This is a genomic window from Acinetobacter sp. Leaf130 (assembly GCF_001423205.1).
Classification (GTDB): Bacteria; Pseudomonadota; Gammaproteobacteria; order Pseudomonadales; family Moraxellaceae; genus Acinetobacter; species Acinetobacter calcoaceticus.
In genome coordinates this window covers 1,472,765-1,491,801 of record NZ_LMOE01000001.1, presented here as the reverse complement: position 1 = coordinate 1,491,801, position 19,037 = coordinate 1,472,765, and the positions used below count along the sequence as shown (strand labels likewise).

At 36.1% G+C, this 19,037-nt stretch carries 21 protein-coding genes and 1 other RNA gene; 13 read left to right on the top strand and 9 right to left on the bottom strand.

Annotated features, from left to right (window positions below; genetic code table 11):
- Positions 1–4: 4 nt before the first annotated feature.
- From ASF86_RS06510 to lpxA, 4 genes are read left to right on the top strand one after another with little or no spacing between them, the layout of a single operon-like run.
- Positions 5–505 carry an OmpH family outer membrane protein gene (locus ASF86_RS06510; protein ID WP_056480614.1) on the top strand — a complete coding sequence of 167 codons (501 nt, stop codon included), beginning with the start codon at positions 5–7 and terminating at the stop codon, positions 503–505.
- Positions 506–509: 4 nt separating this feature from the next.
- Entirely contained in the window at positions 510–1,580 is a 1,071-nt protein-coding gene (gene lpxD / locus ASF86_RS06505) for a UDP-3-O-(3-hydroxymyristoyl)glucosamine N-acyltransferase (RefSeq protein ID WP_056480611.1), read from the top strand.
- Between the two features lie 6 nt (positions 1,581–1,586).
- Positions 1,587–2,072 (top strand): 3-hydroxyacyl-ACP dehydratase FabZ, encoded by a 486-nt coding sequence (gene fabZ, locus ASF86_RS06500; RefSeq protein WP_003652176.1) that lies wholly within the window; start codon positions 1,587–1,589, stop codon positions 2,070–2,072.
- A complete protein-coding gene (gene lpxA / locus ASF86_RS06495) occupies positions 2,069–2,857 on the top strand; it encodes an acyl-ACP--UDP-N-acetylglucosamine O-acyltransferase (protein WP_003652175.1) in 789 nt (262 codons plus the stop codon). Before fabZ ends, lpxA begins: the two co-directional genes overlap by 4 nt.
- A gap of 57 nt (positions 2,858–2,914) precedes the next feature.
- Here the strand turns inward: lpxA and ASF86_RS06490 are convergent, their stop codons facing one another.
- Entirely contained in the window at positions 2,915–3,778 is an 864-nt protein-coding gene (locus tag ASF86_RS06490; protein ID WP_056480608.1) for a YbgF trimerization domain-containing protein, read from the bottom strand.
- A gap of 313 nt (positions 3,779–4,091) precedes the next feature.
- On the opposite strand from ASF86_RS06490, the gene ffs reads away from it, so the two are divergent.
- Positions 4,092–4,188: signal recognition particle sRNA small type (gene ffs / locus ASF86_RS19100), an RNA gene on the top strand.
- A 15-nt stretch (positions 4,189–4,203) separates the two neighbouring features.
- On the opposite strand, the gene ASF86_RS06485 is transcribed toward ffs, so the two are convergent.
- From ASF86_RS06485 to ASF86_RS06470, 4 genes are all read right to left on the bottom strand, one after another.
- A complete protein-coding gene (locus ASF86_RS06485; protein WP_056480607.1) occupies positions 4,204–4,686 on the bottom strand; it encodes a regulatory protein RecX in 483 nt (160 codons plus the stop codon).
- A gap of 56 nt (positions 4,687–4,742) precedes the next feature.
- Positions 4,743–5,789: a recombinase RecA gene (recA, locus tag ASF86_RS06480; RefSeq protein WP_005040004.1), complete on the bottom strand. Its 1,047-nt coding sequence runs from the start codon at positions 5,787–5,789 to the stop codon at positions 4,743–4,745.
- 145 nt (positions 5,790–5,934) lie between these two features.
- Positions 5,935–6,363, bottom strand: coding sequence for an RNA-binding S4 domain-containing protein (locus ASF86_RS06475; RefSeq protein ID WP_045431059.1), 429 nt, complete (start codon positions 6,361–6,363; stop codon positions 5,935–5,937).
- The gene (locus ASF86_RS06470; RefSeq protein WP_056481773.1) at positions 6,347–7,033 is read right to left on the bottom strand and encodes an HAD-IA family hydrolase; all 687 of its coding nucleotides are present in this window, start codon (positions 7,031–7,033) and stop codon (positions 6,347–6,349) included. The genes ASF86_RS06475 and ASF86_RS06470 overlap by 17 nt, the downstream gene beginning before the upstream one ends.
- 397 nt (positions 7,034–7,430) lie before the next feature.
- Between ASF86_RS06470 and ASF86_RS06465 the strand changes: the two genes are divergently transcribed.
- Entirely contained in the window at positions 7,431–7,745 is a 315-nt protein-coding gene (locus tag ASF86_RS06465) for a hypothetical protein (protein WP_056480604.1), read from the top strand.
- On the opposite strand, the gene ASF86_RS06460 is transcribed toward ASF86_RS06465, so the two are convergent.
- Together ASF86_RS06460 and gigD are read right to left on the bottom strand one after the other, a co-directional pair.
- Entirely contained in the window at positions 7,727–8,275 is a 549-nt protein-coding gene (locus ASF86_RS06460) for a GNAT family N-acetyltransferase (RefSeq protein WP_056480601.1), read from the bottom strand. The two genes, ASF86_RS06465 and ASF86_RS06460, sit on opposite strands and share 19 nt — an antisense overlap.
- A gap of 41 nt (positions 8,276–8,316) precedes the next feature.
- Complete coding sequence (gene gigD / locus ASF86_RS06455; protein WP_005040015.1) at positions 8,317–8,766, bottom strand: Lrp/AsnC family transcriptional regulator GigD; 450 nt, start codon at positions 8,764–8,766, stop codon at positions 8,317–8,319.
- A 146-nt stretch (positions 8,767–8,912) separates the two neighbouring features.
- Between gigD and kynU the strand changes: the two genes are divergently transcribed.
- From kynU to ASF86_RS06430, 6 genes are all read left to right on the top strand, one after another.
- Positions 8,913–10,163, top strand: a complete 1,251-nt coding sequence (gene kynU, locus ASF86_RS06450; RefSeq protein WP_056480598.1) for a kynureninase — start codon at positions 8,913–8,915, stop codon at positions 10,161–10,163.
- 39 nt (positions 10,164–10,202) lie between these two features.
- Positions 10,203–11,609, top strand: coding sequence for an amino acid permease (locus ASF86_RS06445; protein ID WP_056480593.1), 1,407 nt, complete (start codon positions 10,203–10,205; stop codon positions 11,607–11,609).
- A gap of 7 nt (positions 11,610–11,616) precedes the next feature.
- Entirely contained in the window at positions 11,617–12,363 is a 747-nt protein-coding gene (locus ASF86_RS06440; RefSeq protein WP_056480592.1) for an alpha/beta hydrolase, read from the top strand.
- Positions 12,364–12,889: 526 nt separating this feature from the next.
- On the top strand, positions 12,890–13,168 hold the full coding sequence (locus ASF86_RS06435) for a DUF6527 family protein (RefSeq protein WP_056480589.1): 279 nt from the start codon (positions 12,890–12,892) through the stop codon (positions 13,166–13,168).
- Positions 13,169–13,320: 152 nt separating this feature from the next.
- Positions 13,321–13,434, top strand: a complete 114-nt coding sequence (locus ASF86_RS20025) for a hypothetical protein (RefSeq protein WP_227508779.1) — start codon at positions 13,321–13,323, stop codon at positions 13,432–13,434.
- Between the two features lie 253 nt (positions 13,435–13,687).
- Positions 13,688–14,866: a S8 family peptidase gene (locus ASF86_RS06430; protein WP_056480588.1), complete on the top strand. Its 1,179-nt coding sequence runs from the start codon at positions 13,688–13,690 to the stop codon at positions 14,864–14,866.
- Between the two features lie 47 nt (positions 14,867–14,913).
- Here ASF86_RS06430 and ASF86_RS06425 read toward each other — a convergent pair whose 3' ends face one another.
- Positions 14,914–16,368: a SulP family inorganic anion transporter gene (locus ASF86_RS06425; protein WP_056480587.1), complete on the bottom strand. Its 1,455-nt coding sequence runs from the start codon at positions 16,366–16,368 to the stop codon at positions 14,914–14,916.
- A gap of 611 nt (positions 16,369–16,979) precedes the next feature.
- Here ASF86_RS06425 and ASF86_RS06420 point away from each other — a divergent pair.
- The gene (locus tag ASF86_RS06420) at positions 16,980–18,422 is read left to right on the top strand and encodes a glucose/sorbosone family PQQ-dependent dehydrogenase (protein WP_056480583.1); all 1,443 of its coding nucleotides are present in this window, start codon (positions 16,980–16,982) and stop codon (positions 18,420–18,422) included.
- A 57-nt stretch (positions 18,423–18,479) separates the two neighbouring features.
- On the opposite strand, the gene ASF86_RS06415 is transcribed toward ASF86_RS06420, so the two are convergent.
- On the bottom strand, positions 18,480–18,923 hold the full coding sequence (locus ASF86_RS06415) for a universal stress protein (RefSeq protein WP_005040033.1): 444 nt from the start codon (positions 18,921–18,923) through the stop codon (positions 18,480–18,482).
- Positions 18,924–19,037 lie beyond the last annotated feature (114 nt).

Below are 19,037 nucleotides of genomic sequence, written 5' to 3'. Positions count from 1 at the left end.
TTAAATGAAAAAATTAAATATATTAATGTTAGGACTAGGTCTGACAGTTTCTGCTATGACTAACGCTGCGGGTTATGGTGTTATTGATCTTGCAAAAGTTGTTGAAAACAGTGCTTATTTGAAACAACAAAACGCAAGTTTAAATCAATCAGTTAAACCTACAACAACTCGTCTTGAGCAGTTGGGCAAAGAGTTAGAAGGTCTTCAGCGTCAAGCCCAAACTCAAGGGCAAAAAATGAAAGAAGATGATATTAAAAAGCTTCAAGCGCAATATCAAACAAAACTCAATGAATTTAACTCGACTCAACAAGGTTTGCAGTCTAAAGTTCAAACTAGTTTGCAAGGAATGAACTCAACTTTTGAGAGTCGTGTGAAGCAAGCAGCTGAACAATTACGAAAAGAAAATAATCTTGACTTCGTTTTGAATAAAAATTCAACCGTTGCCTATGACGCTAAATATGATTTAACTGATAAAATGATACAAAAGGTTAATTCAATGAAATAAATTAATGAAAGTGCAACATTATCGTTTAGATGAACTGGCTCACCTCGTAAATGGTGAGCTAGTAGGTATGGGTAGTCTTCAGTTTATAAACTTAGCAAGTTTAGAAAATGCTGAAACTCATCAAATTGCTTTTGTGAATGGCGAAAAGTATATTGATCAAGCAAAGGCTAGCCGTGCAGGTGCGTACATTGTTACAAGCCTTATTAAAGAACAGCTTCCTGATAAACAAAACTTTATTATTGTTGATAATCCTTACTTAGCTTTTGCCATACTTACTCATGTTTTTGATAAAAAAAACACATCGGTAGGTATAGAAAGTACGGCTCAAATTCATCCTTCGGCGATCATTTCTGAAACAGCATATATTGGTCATTACGTCGTAATTGGCGAAAATTGTGTCGTAGGTGATAACACGATTATTCAGTCTCATACTCGACTGGATGATAATGTGGAAATTGGAAAAGATTGTTTTATTGATGCTCATGTCACCATTACTGGTGAATCTAAATTATCTGATCGTGTGCGAGTTCACGCAAGTACTGTAATTGGTAGTGAAGGCTTTGGCTTTGCGCCATATCAAGGAAAGTGGCATCGCATTGCTCAATTGGGCTCAGTTATTATTGGTAATGATGTTCGTATTGGTTCAAATTGTAGTATTGATCGAGGTGCACTCGACAACACAATTTTGGAAGATGGGGTAATTATTGATAACCTTGTGCAAATCGCGCATAACGTTCATATTGGTTCAAATACAGCTATCGCTGCTAAATGCGGAATTGCTGGTAGTGTTAAAATTGGCAAAAACTGTATTCTAGCAGGGGCTTGCGGTGTATCAGGACACCTTTCTATTACCGATAATGTGACTTTGACAGGAATGTCAATGGTCACAAAAAATATTTCTGAAGCTGGAACTTACTCTTCAGGAATTGGATTGTTTGAAAATAGTCATTGGAAAAAGACAATTGTACGCTTGCGACAATTAGCAGATGTGCCATTGACCCAAATCACTAAACGACTTGATCATATACAAGCTCAAATAGAGTCTCTTGAATCAACCTTTAATTTGCGTAAATAGAATATTATGACCGAGTCAACTACACCTAAATTTGCCATCCCTGAATTACCAATGCAGATTCAAACGATTCGTCAATATTTGCCGCATCGTTACCCATTCTTATTGGTTGATCGTGTGACTGAAGTTACTGACAATAGTATTGTTGGCTATAAAAATGTGTCTATCAATGAAGAGTTCCTACAGGGACATTTTCCAGAATATCCAATTATGCCTGGTGTTCTAATTGTAGAAGCATTAGCTCAAGTTTCAGGCGTTCTAGGGTTTATTATGAACAATGAAACGCCAAAACCTGGTTCTTTATTCCTCTTTGCTGGTGCGGAAAGAGTTAGATTTAAAAAACAAGTAGTTGCCGGTGACCAACTTGTATTAAAATCTGAATTAGTAATGCAAAAACGCGGTATCTACAAATATAACTGTACGGCTACCGTTGACGGTATTGTAGCAACAACCGCTGAAATTATGATTTCACACCAAAAAACAGAGCAGGCATGAGCAATCACGACTTAATTCATTCTACGGCCATTATTGATCCATCTGCAGTGATTGCTCCAGATGTCCAGATAGGACCTTATTGCGTTATCGGTCCAAATGTAACGATTGGTGCGGGTACTAAGCTACATTCACATGTCGTAGTGGGTGGTTTTACCAAAATTGGTCAAAATAATGAGATTTTCCAGTTCGCAAGTGTTGGTGAAGTTTGCCAAGACTTGAAATATCAAGGTGAAGAAACTTGGTTAGAGATTGGTGATCATAATTTAATTCGTGAGCATTGCAGTTTACATAGAGGAACTGTGCAAGATAATGCTTTAACTAAAATAGGAAGTCATAACCTATTGATGGTTAATACACATATTGCACATGATTGTATTGTTGGTGATCATAATATTTTCGCGAATAATGTTGGTGTTGCCGGACACGTACATATAGGTGATCACATCATTATTGGTGGTAATTCTGGCATTCATCAATTCTGTAAAATCGATTCTTACAGTATGGTGGGTGGAGCATCACTAATTTTAAAGGATGTACCAGCTTACGTTATGGCTTCTGGTAACCCAGCCCATGCATTTGGTATTAATATCGAAGGAATGCGTAGAAAGGGTTGGTCTAAAAATACAATTCAAGGTCTCAGAGAGGCTTATAAGTTAATTTTTAAATCAGGGCTTACCTCTGTTCAAGCTGTTGAGCAGATTAAAAATGATATTCTTCCGAATGTTCCTGAAGCTCAATTATTAATTGACTCTGTTGAACAGTCAGAACGTGGTATTGTGCGCTAAGACAATATATTAAAAAAAGACACTGCAATATGCAGTGTCTTTTTTTGCTTAAAATTATTATTTATTAAAAAATTTAGCCTCTTCAGATTTTGGATACTGACTTAAAATTTTAGTTTTATATTGGTTTGCTGAAGCTGTATTTTTATCGACATCTTTAGCAATGCTATAGAGTTGATAAAGAGCACGAGGAGCTTTACTAGAATTTGGATATTGAGTTGCTACTACATTGTAGTTCTTTTTTGCCTCATTGTAGTTTACTGGATCAGTTGCTAAATTAAATTCAGCTAACCAAAAGTAAGCATTTCCCGTATAAACACTATTTGGGTGATTTTTAATAAAGTTTTGCATTGGAGCGATGGCTTTTTTTGCGCCACCTTGCTTATAGGCATCTAAAGCTACAGTGTAAGCAGCCTTTTCAAGCTCTACTGGGTTTGATTGATTTTGTGCTGGTGGTTGAGACGCTTCTGGTTGTGGAGGAGGAGTGGAGGAGGGGCTGCTTGTTGGAGTGGCATTTACTACTTTATTATCTGCTGTGGAGGTTTCTGTGCTTGCCGTAGCTGGAGTATCACTGTTTGCAGGATTATCTGATGGTGCACTTTCTGGATCAACTTTCTGATTAAGTAGTTCTAAACGTTGATCTAGGTCAGTATAACGATTAGATAAATCTTTTTTTAATTGTTCAATATCGTTTGATTGCTCTTCTAATTGTCCACGTAAGGCACGAACATCATTCTCTAATTGTTGGTTTTTTTGCATTAACTCCCAGTTTAAATTACTAGGTACCGAAACATTATTAGAAGAAGTGTTACTTGGATTGCCACCACTTTGGCTTAAACCGCGAGACTCAATTGGAATGTTGGCATAGAGAGAGGTAGTGCTCATTAAGGCAATAAATAATAAAGAATGCTTCATCAATCGCATGAGTATAGGTCCATAATTTTATGTAAAAGCCAACTTGAGAAAGGAATATATAAACTATTCACTTAACTATCTAAGGTTTTAATTGGTTAATGCAATTAAAACAGCTAACAATATAAATGCAAGAATAGTTTACAATCTTCAAGCATATTTTATCCAAAATAAGATACAAGAAAGAATAAAGGAGAGAGAAGAATAGAAAGTTATGTATTTTTGCTGATGAATTAATCAATCGAAACATAAACTTGCTTAAAACTGGGAAGAAGGCTTGCAACTCTTTTAAAAATCTCTATACTTTGTCTGGCAATGGTAGCCCTGCTGGTGGCTTCGCAATTGTACTCTGTGAACCCCGCCAGGACCGGAAGGTAGCAACGGTAGCAGATCTATGATGTGCCGAAGTTTTGCTAGTGGGGCTGCCACCCTTCTTATTAGTCCACTTTCCGTTGGACTGCTTTAATAATTACATCTAAATCAAATCCTCTATATTGTAAAAATCTAATCTGTTTTGCTTTAAGCTTTGGATCTTTTTCCACTTCTTCACCAAATTTTTTCACTTTGAGCTCATACGCTTGCTCTACCCAATCAATATCATGAATTTCATCTGCAATTAAATCATTTTCAAGCTGTTTGGTTTTTAAAGCTTGTTGAATGCGTTTTGGTCCTCTACCTTTACGAATTTGGCTAGCAAGCATTTGTTCAGCAACACGTTGATCACTTTGATAATTTTGTTCAGATAGCTCTTCAACGAGTTGCTTAACCTCTTCTGGGTTCTGAGCATAACGAGTCAATTTTTCAGTAAGTTCTGCTTTTGAATAGTCTCGGCGAGTTAGTAAAGCAAATGCATATGAGCGTAAACGCTGGCCAGTAAGCGGAGTTCGTTGTTGAGACTGTTCTTCAGTTCTTTTGAACATATTAGGATTCCCTTGTAAAAAAACGCCCCGAAGGGCGTTTTATGAAGAATGAGCAATTAAGATTCTAATAAAAGATCAGCTTCTTCCTCATCTTCAACTTGAGCAGTATTAGTACCTGTTGTTAACAGTTGTTCACGGATATTACGTTCAATCTCTCCAGCCATTTGAGGGTTCTCTTCAAAGTGGCGAATAACATTGTTCTTACCTTGACCAATTTTATTACCTTGATATGAATACCAAGCACCTGCTTTTTGTACGATATCTTGCTGTACAGCTAAATCTACAAGTTCGCCTAGCTGGTTTGTGCCTTTACCATAGAGAATTTGGAAAAGAGCCTCTCTGAAAGGAGGAGCCATTTTGTTTTTAACAACTTTAACTCGAGTTTCAGAGCCGACGATTTCATCGCCTTCTTTTACTTGACCAATACGGCGGATATCTAAACGTACAGAAGCGTAGAACTTCAATGCGTTACCACCAGTCGTGGTTTCAGGGCTACCAAACATTACCCCAATCTTCATACGAATCTGGTTAATGAAAATAACCATACAGTTTGAGCGTTTAGCATTACCAGTAATTTTACGAAGTGCCTGACTCATTAAGCGAGCTTGTAAGCCCATATGAGAGTCACCCATCTCACCTTCAATTTCTGCTTTAGGGGTAAGTGCAGCGACTGAGTCGACAACAATCATATCAATTGCGCCAGAACGAACTAGCATATCCGCAATTTCGAGAGCTTGTTCACCGTTATCAGGCTGTGATACAAGCAGGTTATCAATGTCTACACCGAGTTTACGTGCATATTGTGGATCTAATGCATGCTCTGCATCGATAAATGCACAAGTACCGCCAGCTTTTTGACATTGTGCAATCGCTTGTAGAGTCATTGTGGTTTTACCAGAAGATTCTGGACCATAAATCTCAACAATACGGCCTTTTGGTAAACCGCCAATCCCCAATGCAATATCTAAAGTCAAAGAGCCTGTAGATACAGCTTCAACAGCTTGAACAGTGTTGTCACCGAGACGCATCACCGTATTTTTGCCAAATTGTTTCTCAATTTGACTTAGCGCGGCTTGTAATGCTTTGCTTTTATTCTCATCCATCTCAAAAACCTCAATACTCTATGTTCATCACGTTTAACCCAAGTGGATGCATTGAATCTCAACTTGTTTCACTAGGTTAATAGTGACAGATTTTTTCTATAGCTTCTATGTGTTGTATGTGTGTGTGCGACACAACTCGACGTTTTTATTCATCATCGTATGACCAATTTTGATCATTCTCCTGTTTAAACCGAATAATTTGTCGACGATCCTTTTTACCCGGTCTATGGTCAGGTCGAGCTAGATTATGCAATTTTCGTTGGGATGCAATCAACTCCCGTCTAGCAATACTCACTTCGGTTTCTTCATAAAGTTGCTGTGCAACTGGCGCTGGGCCACGTGTATTAGAAAGCGCTTTTATCACAACAGTTTTTTTATCAAACCCTTGCTGAATAATAAGCTCCATTCCCACTCGAATTTCTTTGGAAACTTTTACACGTTCATTGTTGTGATGTACTTTACCTCCTTCGATTGCTGCTTTAGCAATTGAACGAGTTTTAAAAAAACGAGCAACCCATAACCATTTGTCAACACGCATGGTCTCTACAGCATCGTCTTCACGCAATTTTGACATCGTTATCCTTTCTATCAATTTGATTCAATATAGACAGCAACTCTGTAAGTCGATCTAGTGCTTTATATTCTAGTTCCTGATGCTGTCTTATAACATTTAGACTTGAGGGCTGTGAGATAGTAAACAAGTGTTTAATACCAAATTTTTCTGCTGTTTTTAACACGGGAGTCGTATCGTCAATAAAAATTGTTTCATCTGGATTGAAGGAGTGTAATCGTTGGAGTTCTTTCCAAAAATTAATATCTTCTTTTGCATAACCAACTTGTTCACTTGATATGATTACATCAAAAAAATGTTCGATTGCAATATTATCGAGTTTTAAGCGTAAGCTAGGGCGGTCAGCATTAGTCACTAGCCAACAGGTGTATCCTAGTTCTTTAAGTTGCTGTAGAAGCTCAAGACAGCCCGAGCGTGCTTGGATTTTAGATTGAAATTCTTGTTGTAATTTGAGCACATCAACGCCTACTGTTTTAGTCCAATAGGTTGATGAATACCAAACAAGAGTGTGCCGATGTGATTGATAAAACTGATATAGCTTTTTTTTACTCTCGGCGAGGGGAATTTGATGTATTTGCGCATGTCTCATGGGGAGACATTCATTCCAAATGAAGTCATCAAAAGCTAAGTCTAATAGCGTACCATCCATGTCAAACATTACAATTTTAGACATATTTTTAAATATCTCCAAAATCATTCAAAGCAAACTTTTTAAGACACATCTACCATATATCCTTTTAAAATCATAAATTAATTCAAAGCTCCATCCATTAATTTTTCTAAAAATTGTATAGATTAATGGTATGGATAGGGAAGATAAATGGTTTGAAATTATAACGCGGAAGTTTGCAAAACAAAAAATAATAATGAAACAGTTTAGTAGAAAATTCTTCCTTTATTTGGAGTAAAACAATAGTCAGCATCTTCTAAATTAGAAATCCAAATGATTATCTAATAGTTTTCTCTAATTATAGTTACATACGATACTTTTTGATAAACAATATATAAATTGAAGAATACTCAATTAGCGCTATATTGAAAATTATCCTAATAAGAATTTAGAGAAGGCAATGAAAATTGGATTTATTGGAGGAGCCAATGATGGCATAGTCATTAATGCTGCTGATGGCCTCGATACTTATAAATTGGAATGGCACTATAAAGCTGAGAAACACTGTGAAACTCAAATAAATGAAGGTGAGTGGCAGCCTAATTTAGGACTTAATGGTCCTGAATATGATTACTATAATTTATTAATCTTAAGAAAAAATAAAGAGGCTAAACTCTTCTATGTGCTCACCAGTATGGAGAAGGAAGAAATAGCAACTAAAATCAATGAATATTGGGAGTATTCAACCTCTGTTGGTTATGATTTTGATGAATAGGTATTTCTTTCACAAGATATTTCATAAAGAAAATGTGCTCTTAATTCGTGATGGAGGGGGACTTTGGGGTGATCAAAGTTTTTAACTTTTTGCATTCCTATGCGCTCCATTACAGCTTGAGATGGTTTATTAAGAGTAGCTGTGAACGAAACGATTTTATCTAAATTAAGTACATTAAAAGCATAGTCTAAAACTGCTTTTGCTCCTTCGGTAGCATAACCTTGTTTCCAGAATTCTTTTGCAAGTCTCCAACCAATTTCGACACATGGAGAAAAATCAAATTGCTCAGGTTGGTTGTGTAAACCAATAAACCCGATAAATTGATGGCTTTCTTTTAACTCTACTGCCCAAAAGCCCCAACCATTTTCATCAATGAGAAGTGAAATCTTCTGGATTAAGTTAAGACTTTCTTGAGGTGTTAGGAGGCTTGGGAAGAATTGCATGACGTCTTGATCTAGGCCCATTTTGATAAAAGGTTCAAAGTCACTTTCTTTCCATTGTCTTAGGATTAGACGTTCAGTTTCAATCATAGAATAACTCTTTAATAAACGATAACTTTTTCATAAGAAGGTTAAAGCGGTTTCTGCACAATCTTCTGTAAAATGATTTTGGAATTAATACTGACGACACCTTTAATTTTGTTTAAGGTATTAATGACAAAATGGGAAAACGAATTCAAATCTTTAGTCGCAACGTGTAAAACATAATTAGATTCGCCTGTAATAATATAAGCATTAATGACTTCATCAAAATTTTTGATCTGACTTAAAAAAAAGTTGTGATCGTTTTCGGTTAATTGTGCAAGTTTAATTTCAACAATTGCCTCAATTTTTATGCCTAATTTTTCATAATTGACTTTTGCCTGATATTTTTCAATTACTCCATTTGTCTCTAAAATTTTAACGCGTCGATGACAAGCCGATGCTGAAAGATTAACGAGATCGGCAAGTTCTTGATTACTTAACCGAGCGTTATCTTGCAAATGCTTTAAGATTTTTAGATCGATTGCATCTACATTCATTTTAGAACTTCATCCGTATTTTTTAATTATATTTAGAATTTTATACGAAAATTAAAGATTTTAATCAAATATTATCGAATAAATCGTAAGAATTGCCATGATAAAATTCAAAAACAAAGGAAATGTTGAAATAGGTTAAATAACAAATGATTACTCATGAACAGTGTCTCTATTGGGATCAGGAAGATGAACTCAAAAAATTTAAAGAGGAATTTGCGCTTCCAAAAGAAGTGATTTATTTAGATGGTAATTCTTTAGGTGCGAGACCGAAGAAATCATTAGATGTCGCTCAGCATATTATTTCCCAAGAATGGGGAGAGGACTTAATTAATAGCTGGAACAAAGCAGATTGGTGGGGTTTACCTACTCGACTTGGCGATAAAGTAGCTAAACTTGTTGGTGCAGAGCAGGGTGAAGTTGTTATTTCTGACTCTACTACTCTGAACTTATTTAAAGTTCTATCAGCTGCGGTAAAAATTCAAGCCGAAAAATTTCCAGAACGTAAAATTATTGTGGCGGAAAAAGATGCTTTCCCAACAGACATTTATATTATTGAGGGTTTCATTGATTTAATTCACCAAGGTTATCAAGTTGAATTGATTGATGGCGTAGATGATTTATCACGGGTATTAGAAAAGCACGTAGCAGTAGTTGTACTTTCTCATGTGAATTATCGGACCGGATATTTCTATGATATGGCATCTATTAATCAACAAATTCACTCTAAAGATGCTTTGATTATTTGGGATTTATGCCACTCAGTTGGTGCAGTTCCTATGGATCTAAACCAGAGTAATAGTGATTTTGCGATTGGATGTACTTATAAATATTTAAATGGTGGCCCAGGTTCTCCAGCTTTGTTATGGGTAAATCGAAAGCATCGTGACCAGTTTTGGCAACCTTTATCAGGTTGGTGGAGTCACAAGAAGCCATTCGATATGGCACAGCATTATGAGCCGGCCAATAGTATCCGTCGTTACCTATGTGGAACTCAGCCCATCATTTCTATGAGTTTGATTGAATGCGGAGTCGATATTTTCTTGCAAGTGGATATGCAACAAATACGCGAGAAATCACTCAAATTAACCGATTTGTTTATTCAACTCGTTCATCAGGAATGTGCACAGTTTGGTTTTGAACTTATTACACCTTTGGCTCATCAATATCGTGGTAGCCATGTGAGTTATCGCCACGAATATGGCTATGAAATTATTCAGGCACTCATTGCCAGAGGCGTGATCGGTGATTACCGAGAGCCAGAAGTATTACGTTTTGGAATTACTCCCCTATATCTAGGTTTTGAAGATGTTTGGAATGCTGTACAGCATCTTAAGCAGATTATGTTGAATAACGAATGGAAAAATGAGCGTTATCTGGTTAGAGGCGAAGTGACCTGATATTCAGGAATCAAAATCAGCAAAAGGCTAGGAGGGCCTATGAGTAGCTTTGATGAAATACAAAATAGAGAAGCGGGCTTACATAAGAAATTATCCGCAAAACAAATGGGAATGATTGCAATTGGTGGAGCGATTGGTACAGGGCTGTTTATGGGAAGCAAGTTTGCAATCAGCTTTGCTGGCCCAGCAGTCATTGTAAGCTATGCCATTGGTGGTTTAATTGCATTTGCTATCATGGCTTGTTTAGCTGAAATGACAGTTCAACATCCCACTTCAGGTTCCTTCGGAGCCTATGCAGAACATTATATTAGTCCACTTGCGGGGTTTTTAGTCCGTTATTGCTATTGGGCATGTATTGTATTAGCCGTGGGCACAGAAATCACAGCAGTTGCTGACTATATGAAATTATGGTTCCCACATGTTGGTTCTTGGATTTGGATTGCTTTTTTTTCAATGACCTTGCTGGTGGTAAATGCATATAGTGTTAAGGCTTTTGGATTGGTTGAATATTGGTTTTCGACCATTAAAGTTTTTGCCATTATTGTATTTATTCTTTTGTCTATTGGCATCTTGACTCAAAGTCATGAAGGAACTGGGCAAGTCATTTCCAATTTAACTGAGCATGGTGGCTTTTTTCCCCACGGCTTTAGTGGGGTCTGGATTGGGGTCATTATTTCAATATTTAGCTATTTAAGTATCGAAATGATTGCTGTTGCGGCAGGTGAAGCTAAAGATCCGGAACAAGCTGTTAAAACAGCCTTTAAAAGTACGGCTATTCGGTTAATTCTGTTTTACTTATTATCTTTATTTTTAATTGTGGCGCTTGTTCCATGGACAGATTTAATTGGTTCTGAGGCGACTAGTCCTTTTGTAATGGTAATGAAGATTGTAGGCATTCCATATGCAGACAGTATTTTAAACTTCATTGTAATTGTCGCAGCTCTATCGGCGATGAACAGTATGCTCTATATCTCAACACGTATGTTGTTTAGCTTGTCACGAGCTGGTGATGCACCAAAACTCTTTGGGCGTATTAGTAGTAATGGGGTGCCAGTTAACGCACTACTCTTGTCTGCAGTTGGTATTGGTATTGCGAGCATTGTTTATACGATTAATCCTGCTTCGGCTTTCCCGATCATGATTGCGCTATCCATGTTTGGAGCATTGTTTACGTGGGGCAGCATCTTTGTTACCCACATGTTTTTTAGAAGAAATATGGCGCAACAAGGCTTGCAGTTAAAGTTTAAAGTTCCTGCTAGTCGATTAATTTCTTTGTTGGGATTAATTGCAATTTTAAGTATTACAGTTACGACTTGGTTTACTAACGAATTTAAGTCAACTTTACAATTTGGTGTTCCTCTAATTATCGTTCTTACCTTTTTCTACTATTTAAAACGCTCATCAGCCAAGCTCTCTTTAAGTACTCATGAAGAATCCTTAAAGTGAGAAAAGCATGAGACCATATGATAATGCGACTACTGTGCCTAATGAGGATGAGATACTGACTGACTTTCAGCTAAGAAGCTTGGTGAGCTATCAAAAATATAGACATATCCGAGATATTCAATATGGTGTTCATCCCAGATCAACGTTGGATTTATTTCCTGTAGAACAGGCGAATAAAACCATTATCTTTATCCATGGTGGATATTGGCAGTGGTGTGAGAAATCAGATTTTGCATTTGTCGCTCCCCATGTTTTAGCGCAAGGTATTCAATGTATTCTGTTGGAATATGATTTAGCACCACAGAGTAAAATTGCAGCTATTGTGACTCAAGTTCATCAAGCTTTCGATTTCATTGGAGAGCAAGAGTGGATAAATGATGAGGTTATTTTGGTTGGTCACTCAGCTGGAGCACATCTCGGCGCATTAGTTGTAGGCCATCCGCTCATATCTGAGATGGTCTTATTAAGTGGAATTTATGATTTAGAGCCAATACAAAAGACTCATTTAAATCATGCACTGAATTTGACAAAAGAAGATATTTTGAAATATAGCCCAATTCATCATAAAGAGCAGATTGACACCCCATGCACAATTTTATGTGGAGAACTTGAACTCGAAGAATTGAAATGGCAAAGTCAAAATTATTTTGAAAGTAAAAAAGATCAAGAACAGAGGTTGATATCTTTTAAGCTTATTCCTCGCATCAATCACTATACGATTTTAGAGCATTATTTTAGGTATATGTTAGATTAAGTATTTGAAAATAATATATAAGATATTATTTTATAAAATTCTCAACCTAAGCCATCATAAGATAAATGTGAGATAAATCACAACTTACCCTGATTTTTGTTGAAAGTGCGTGTTCTTGTTGACCGGAATGCAGAACTTAATTAGATTAAAAAGATAGTGCTTTCTCACTAAGCGACAAATTGCTTAGCTGTTGTTTAGATGAGTTTTGAAGTCCGTAGCTTCCCAAGATACGGACTTTTTTATTTTTTAATTATAAGTAAAATATAATAGTTATTTATTATGATTTTAGAACTTATTTAGAATCTATGGTTTTTAAATGTGTTCTTATAAAAGCATTTCATAATAAAATTTATGTACAACATAATTAAAAAAATCTTCATCAATTTGTAATATCTCTTGGTTAAAGTAAAAGCAGAAAAACAAAAAGAGAAAAATATAACGAATAATTAAATAATAGGTAGTGTTCTTATGTGGATAGATTGAGTCGGCTCTATGGGTTGGCTTTTTTATTTAAAAAGGAGCCTTTATGAAAGTACAATATTTTGAGGGTGGGATGTATGTACATATGTGTCCGGCTTGTGGGCATCTCCACTATATTCCGGTAGAGCATCCCTTTTCTAATGGGAGTCAGTGGTTCTTTAATGGTAGTCTTGAAAAACCAACATTTAATCCGAGCATAAGTATTATTGGGCGTTGTTATTATTTTATAGAAGAAGGTTTTATTGAATACTCTCTTAATTGTAAACATCATTTAGCGGGACAGAAATTGGAGTTGCCTGAACTAAAAATCAAGAATAATTTATAATTACATAATATATTTATATTTTTTTGAAGTAATATTTTTTTACGTATTTGATACTGAACCTTTATAGTTAAAAAAATTGTAAACCTCTTCTGGTTGCTGATTTATTTAAAGTCTGAAATAATTTTTATAAATAATTGTTTTATTATATTTTTATGGATATCTGGAAATTTTTGCGAAGTTTTAATACAGTTGGTACCTATCTTGCACTTTCTACTTTTATATTATTGGTAATGATTATATATTTTTATATTGTAAATCCTTCTTGAAGTTTTATAGTCAAGAATAATAATTAATCTTTAAACCCAAATCTATACTTCTCTGATTTTTAGAATTGGTTCACATTTTTGATCTAAAAAAGATACTAGCGTTGTACAAAACAAAGTTTTATGAAAATATGATTTAGTTTTGATGTAGGGAGAGGCCAATCAAAATTTCTTACCAAAAATGTTTTAATTCTTAAATATAACGACAGTACAAATCATAACAACGATGTATGAATAAAAGATATGGAGATTTTTCATGAAGTTTTGCCAAGTATCGGCTGCTTTTTTAACATTGGCCGCCGTCAATCTAGTCCATGCAGCACCAAACACAACAAGTTCTTTACTAGATTCTTCTCAAGCAAAGGGAATTATTAAAAACCAATATATTGTTATTCTTAATAAAGATGCTGGACCATCTGTAGATTTTGCCCAGAATATTGCTAAGCAACATGGCGCTAAGGTCTTACACTCGTATGACACTGTACTTAAGGGTTTCGCAATTTATTTACCCGATACAGCGGCTACTGCTTTTGTCGAAGCAATGAAAAAAAATCCGCAAGTACTTTCTATAGAAAACGATACAGTCATGAAAATTGATGCCACTACTCAGAGTAATCCGGATTGGGGACTAGATCGTATTGACCAAAAAGCTTTACCTTTAAATTCTACTTATTCATATTTACAGACGGGTTCTGGTACGACAGCTTATATTGTTGATACAGGTATATTGTCTAGCCATCAACAATTTTCTGGGCGGGTATTAAGCGGGTATACCGCAATATCGGATGGGAATGGTACAAGCGACTGTAATGGGCATGGTACACATGTCGCAGGTACGGTTGGTGGCAGTACTTATGGTGTTGCTAAGAATGTAAATTTGGTTCCAATTCGGATTTTAGGATGTGATGGCTCCGGTGCATCTAGTAATGTGATTGCTGGTTTAGATTGGATATTAAAAAATGGTAAAAAACCAGCAGTTGTGAATATGTCATTAGGTGGGGATGCGAGTACCTCTTTAGATAGTGCAGTTGAAAATTTATTTAATAATGGTTATGTCATGGTGGTGGCTGCTGGAAACTCAAATACTGATGCTTGCAGTGCCTCACCCGCAAGAGTAAGTAAAGCACTTACAGTTGCTGCTACAGATAGTACTGATACGCGCGCAAGTTATTCTAATTATGGAAGCTGTGTTGATATCTTTGCACCGGGAAGCCAAATCAATTCTTCTTGGATAGGCAGTAATACGGCTACTAAAGTTCTAAATGGAACATCGATGGCTACGCCACATGTTGCAGGTGTCGTTGCTGAAATGCTGCAAAGTACCCCCACTGCGACGCCACAAACCATCTCTACTAATCTTTTAAATCAAGCAAGTAGCAATGTGGTAAAAAATCCATCTGGTAGTCCAAATCGTTTGTTGTATAAATCTCCTTAATAAAAAATTTAATCTGTAGATCGTAAAAGGTCCCGAAGGACCTTTTTTTAAATTTTAGCGTGAGTACCATATTTATCAATCATGATGGAACTGGCTTCATTTAAGCCGCGTACAGTAACTTTTATGCCATTTTTTTGAAATTTATTGATAGCCGAATCAAGCATTGCTACTGAAGTTACATCCCAAATATGTGAGTGTGTAAGATCAATAATGACTTCTTTTACATCTTCCTTAAAGTTAAACCCTTGCATAAACTTTTCAGAAGAACTAAAAAATATTTGTCCTCTTAAATCATACAAACGCGTTTCACCTTCAAAGGATGTATTTACGTGAATATCATTTTCAAGTTTATTGGCTAAGAACAACGCGGAAAGTAAAACACCGGTTAATACGCCTAGCGCTAGGTTATGGGTAGCCACAACAACAATGACAGTTGCAATCATAACGACATTGCTACTTTTAGGATTCGCTTTAAAGTGAATAAGCGATTTCCACTCAAAAGTACTGATTGACACCATAATCATGACAGCAACAAGAGCAGCCATAGGAATTACTTTTAGCCAATCACTTAAGAATACAACTAAAATCAGTAAAAATATTCCTGCACAAAAAGTAGATAGGCGTGTGCGGCCACCAGATTTTACATTAATCATGGATTGACCAATCATGGCACAACCAGCCATTCCTCCCATAAAGCCTGAGGCAATATTGGCAATCCCTTGGCCTTTACACTCTTGAAACTTATCGCTCGGTATATCTGTCATTTCATCAATAATTGTTGCTGTCATCATTGACTCAAGTAAACCAACAGCAGCAAGGGCTAATGAATAGGGAAGAATAATAAGCAGTGTTTCTAAATTAAAAGGAATATCTGGAATTAAAAATATAGGTAAGGTATCTGGTAATGATCCCATATCACCCACTGTTCGAACATCAATACCTAGAAAAATGGCGAGTAGTGTAACAACGACAATACAAATAAGAGGGGAAGGAAAAAACTTTCCAATTTTGGGTACATAAGGGAATAGGTAAATAATTGCTAAACCAATTGCTACCAATAAGTAGACATGCCACGTCACGTTTACCAATTCTGGTAGTTGAGCCATAAAAATGAGTATGGCGAGGGCATTAACAAACCCAATAACGACTGATTTGGAAACAAAACGCATGAGTTTGGCGAGTTTGAAATATCCAGCTAAGATCTGTATGGCGCCAGTTAAAACAGTTGCTGCAAATAGGTATTGAAGCCCATGGTCTTTTACAAGTGTTGTCATGACTAGAGCCATGGCACCTGTAGCTGCCGAAATCATAGCGGGACGACCGCCTACAAATGAAATAATGACTGCAATACAAAAAGACGCATATAACCCAACTTTCGGGTCTACACCCGCAATAATTGAAAATGCAATTGCTTCAGGAATTAAAGCAAGACCAACAACAAGACCGGAAAGAATATCTGCACGGACATTAGAGAACCATTGTTCTCGGACATTCGTTAACATGAGGGGGATAGCCTATAGTTCTAAATTTTGAAAAGGCTAGTGAAGTGATATATCAACACAAGCGACTACACCACATCACTAAACAATGATGAGTTATTTACAATGAATAAGGGTAAATAAACTTAAGGTGGCGTAAGTGTCATGATGATAGAGAATTTGAGGCTTTAAAAAGTGGCCGAAGAATAGCATAAGTTTTTAAGGTTGACTAACCTGAGCTTAGGAAATTAGCATAGCAAAAACTTTATAATTGAATGCTTTTCATCATTGGGTTTATGAAATTTTTTATGAAAGGATACTGATCTGCACTCATGGTTAATAGTGATATTGTGCTAACTTTAGAAGACCATTTCAAAAAACATTAAGATATAAAATTAATTGAGCACGTATAAAAATAGATCAAAATTAGCTTTAAGTTACTCATCTTAAAAAGGCTTTGGGAGAGTGTTTATCTCTTTTTAATAGCTACTTTTATGCAACAGAGCCTTTCAGAAATTTAGATTTTAATAGATTCGTTATTCATCATAATACAAATCATATAGAGAACTCCTACAAACCCTTTATTAACGGTTTAAAAATTCTCGGAAAATTTTGACAATTTATAAGGTGGACATATGAATAAACATTTATTGGCTAAAATTACTTTATTAGGTGCTGCTCAGCTACTTACACTCAATTCAGCATTTGCTGATGTTCCTCTTACACCATCTCAATTTGCTAAAGCGAAAACAGAAAGCTTTGACAAGAAAGTTCTTCTATCTAATTTAAATAAGCCACATGCTTTGTTGTGGGGGCCTGATAATCAAATTTGGTTAACGGAGCGGGCAACAGGTAAGATTCTAAGAGTGAATCCAGAGTCGGGCAGTGTGAAAACAGTTTTTCAGGTTCCTGAGATTATAAATGATGCTGATGGACAAAACGGTTTATTAGGTTTTGCTTTTCATCCTGACTTTAAACATAATCCTTATATCTATGTTTCAGGTACATTTAAAAATCCGAAATCTACAGATAAAGAATTACCGAATCAAACTATTATTCGTCGATATACCTATAACAAAGCAACAGATACTCTTGAGAAACCAGTAGATTTATTAGCAGGATTACCTTCATCGAAAGACCATCAGTCGGGTCGCCTTGTTATTGGTCCAGACCAAAAGATTTACTATACGATTGGTGATCAGGGACGTAACCAGCTGGCTTATTTATTCTTACCAAATCAAGCACAGCATACGCCGACTCAACAGGAACTGAGCGGCAAAGACTATCATACTTATATGGGTAAAGTATTACGCTTAAATCTGGATGGAAGTATTCCAAAAGATAATCCAAGCTTTAACGGTGTAATTAGCCATATTTATACGCTCGGTCATCGTAACCCACAGGGCTTGGCATTTACTCCAAATGGTAAACTGTTGCAATCTGAACAGGGTCCAAACTCTGATGATGAAATTAACCTCATTGTCAAAGGTGGTAACTATGGCTGGCCAAATGTAGCGGGTTATAAAGATGATAGTGGTTATGCCTATGCAAATTATTCAGCAGCAAGCAATAAAGCACAAATTAAAGATTTAGGACAAAATGGTTTAAAAGTGGCAGCTGGCGTTCCAGTGACTAAAGAGTCTGAATGGACTGGTAAAAACTTTGTACCGCCGTTAAAAACTTTATATACCGTCCAAGATACCTATAACTATAATGACCCAACCTGTGGGGATATGACCTACATTTGCTGGCCAACGGTTGCGCCGTCATCTGCTTATGTCTATAAGGGAGGCAAAAAAGCAATTTCTGGTTGGGAAAATACCTTATTGGTTCCATCTTTAAAGCGCGGTGTTATTTTCCGTATTAAGCTAGATCCAACTTACAGTGCTACTTATGATGATGCTGTGCCGATGTTTAAGAGCAACAATCGTTATCGTGACGTGATTGCAAGTCCAGATGGAAATGTTTTATATGTATTGACTGATACTTCCGGAAATGTCCAAAAAGATGATGGTTCTGTAACGAATACATTAGAAAACCCAGGATCTCTGATTAGATTTACATATAAAGCTCAGTAAAACAGGCTATTAAAAAACCGATCTACATAAGATCGGTTTTTTTTAGCTTCAGAAAAACTATTCGGTTACGACTAATACCGGTAAATGAATTTCTCCTAAAAGAGCTTGAGTCACACTTCCTAAGAAGAACTTTTTAAACCCTTTTCGACCATGAGAACCAATGACTAACAAATCTGCTTTGAGTTCGGTCGCTGCTTTAATAATTTCTGTGTGGATTGTTTGACCCTCAACAATTTTTGTCTCAACATAAATTCCATGTTGGCTAAATTGTTCTTTCGCTTGGTCTAAAATACCCTGAATCGATGCTCTAGCTTTATTAAAATAATCCTGTGCTAATTCTGTACTATCAATGAATTCTACAGAAATGAAAGGATCTATAGTAAGCGCATATACTAGGGTCACTTTACTACCAAAGGCCTTAGCAAGTGCTGCTGCATGATTGACAGCAATGAGTGAAGTAGGAGAACCATCGACTGGAACCAAGATATGGTGATAACTCATATATTGCTCCTTATTGTCCTATGACAATGTATGGTGTTAAAACACCGACTTATTATCTTTATGCTTATATTATGAACAATTTTTAAAAAGTTATTGTTTATTTTTAGTATGAAT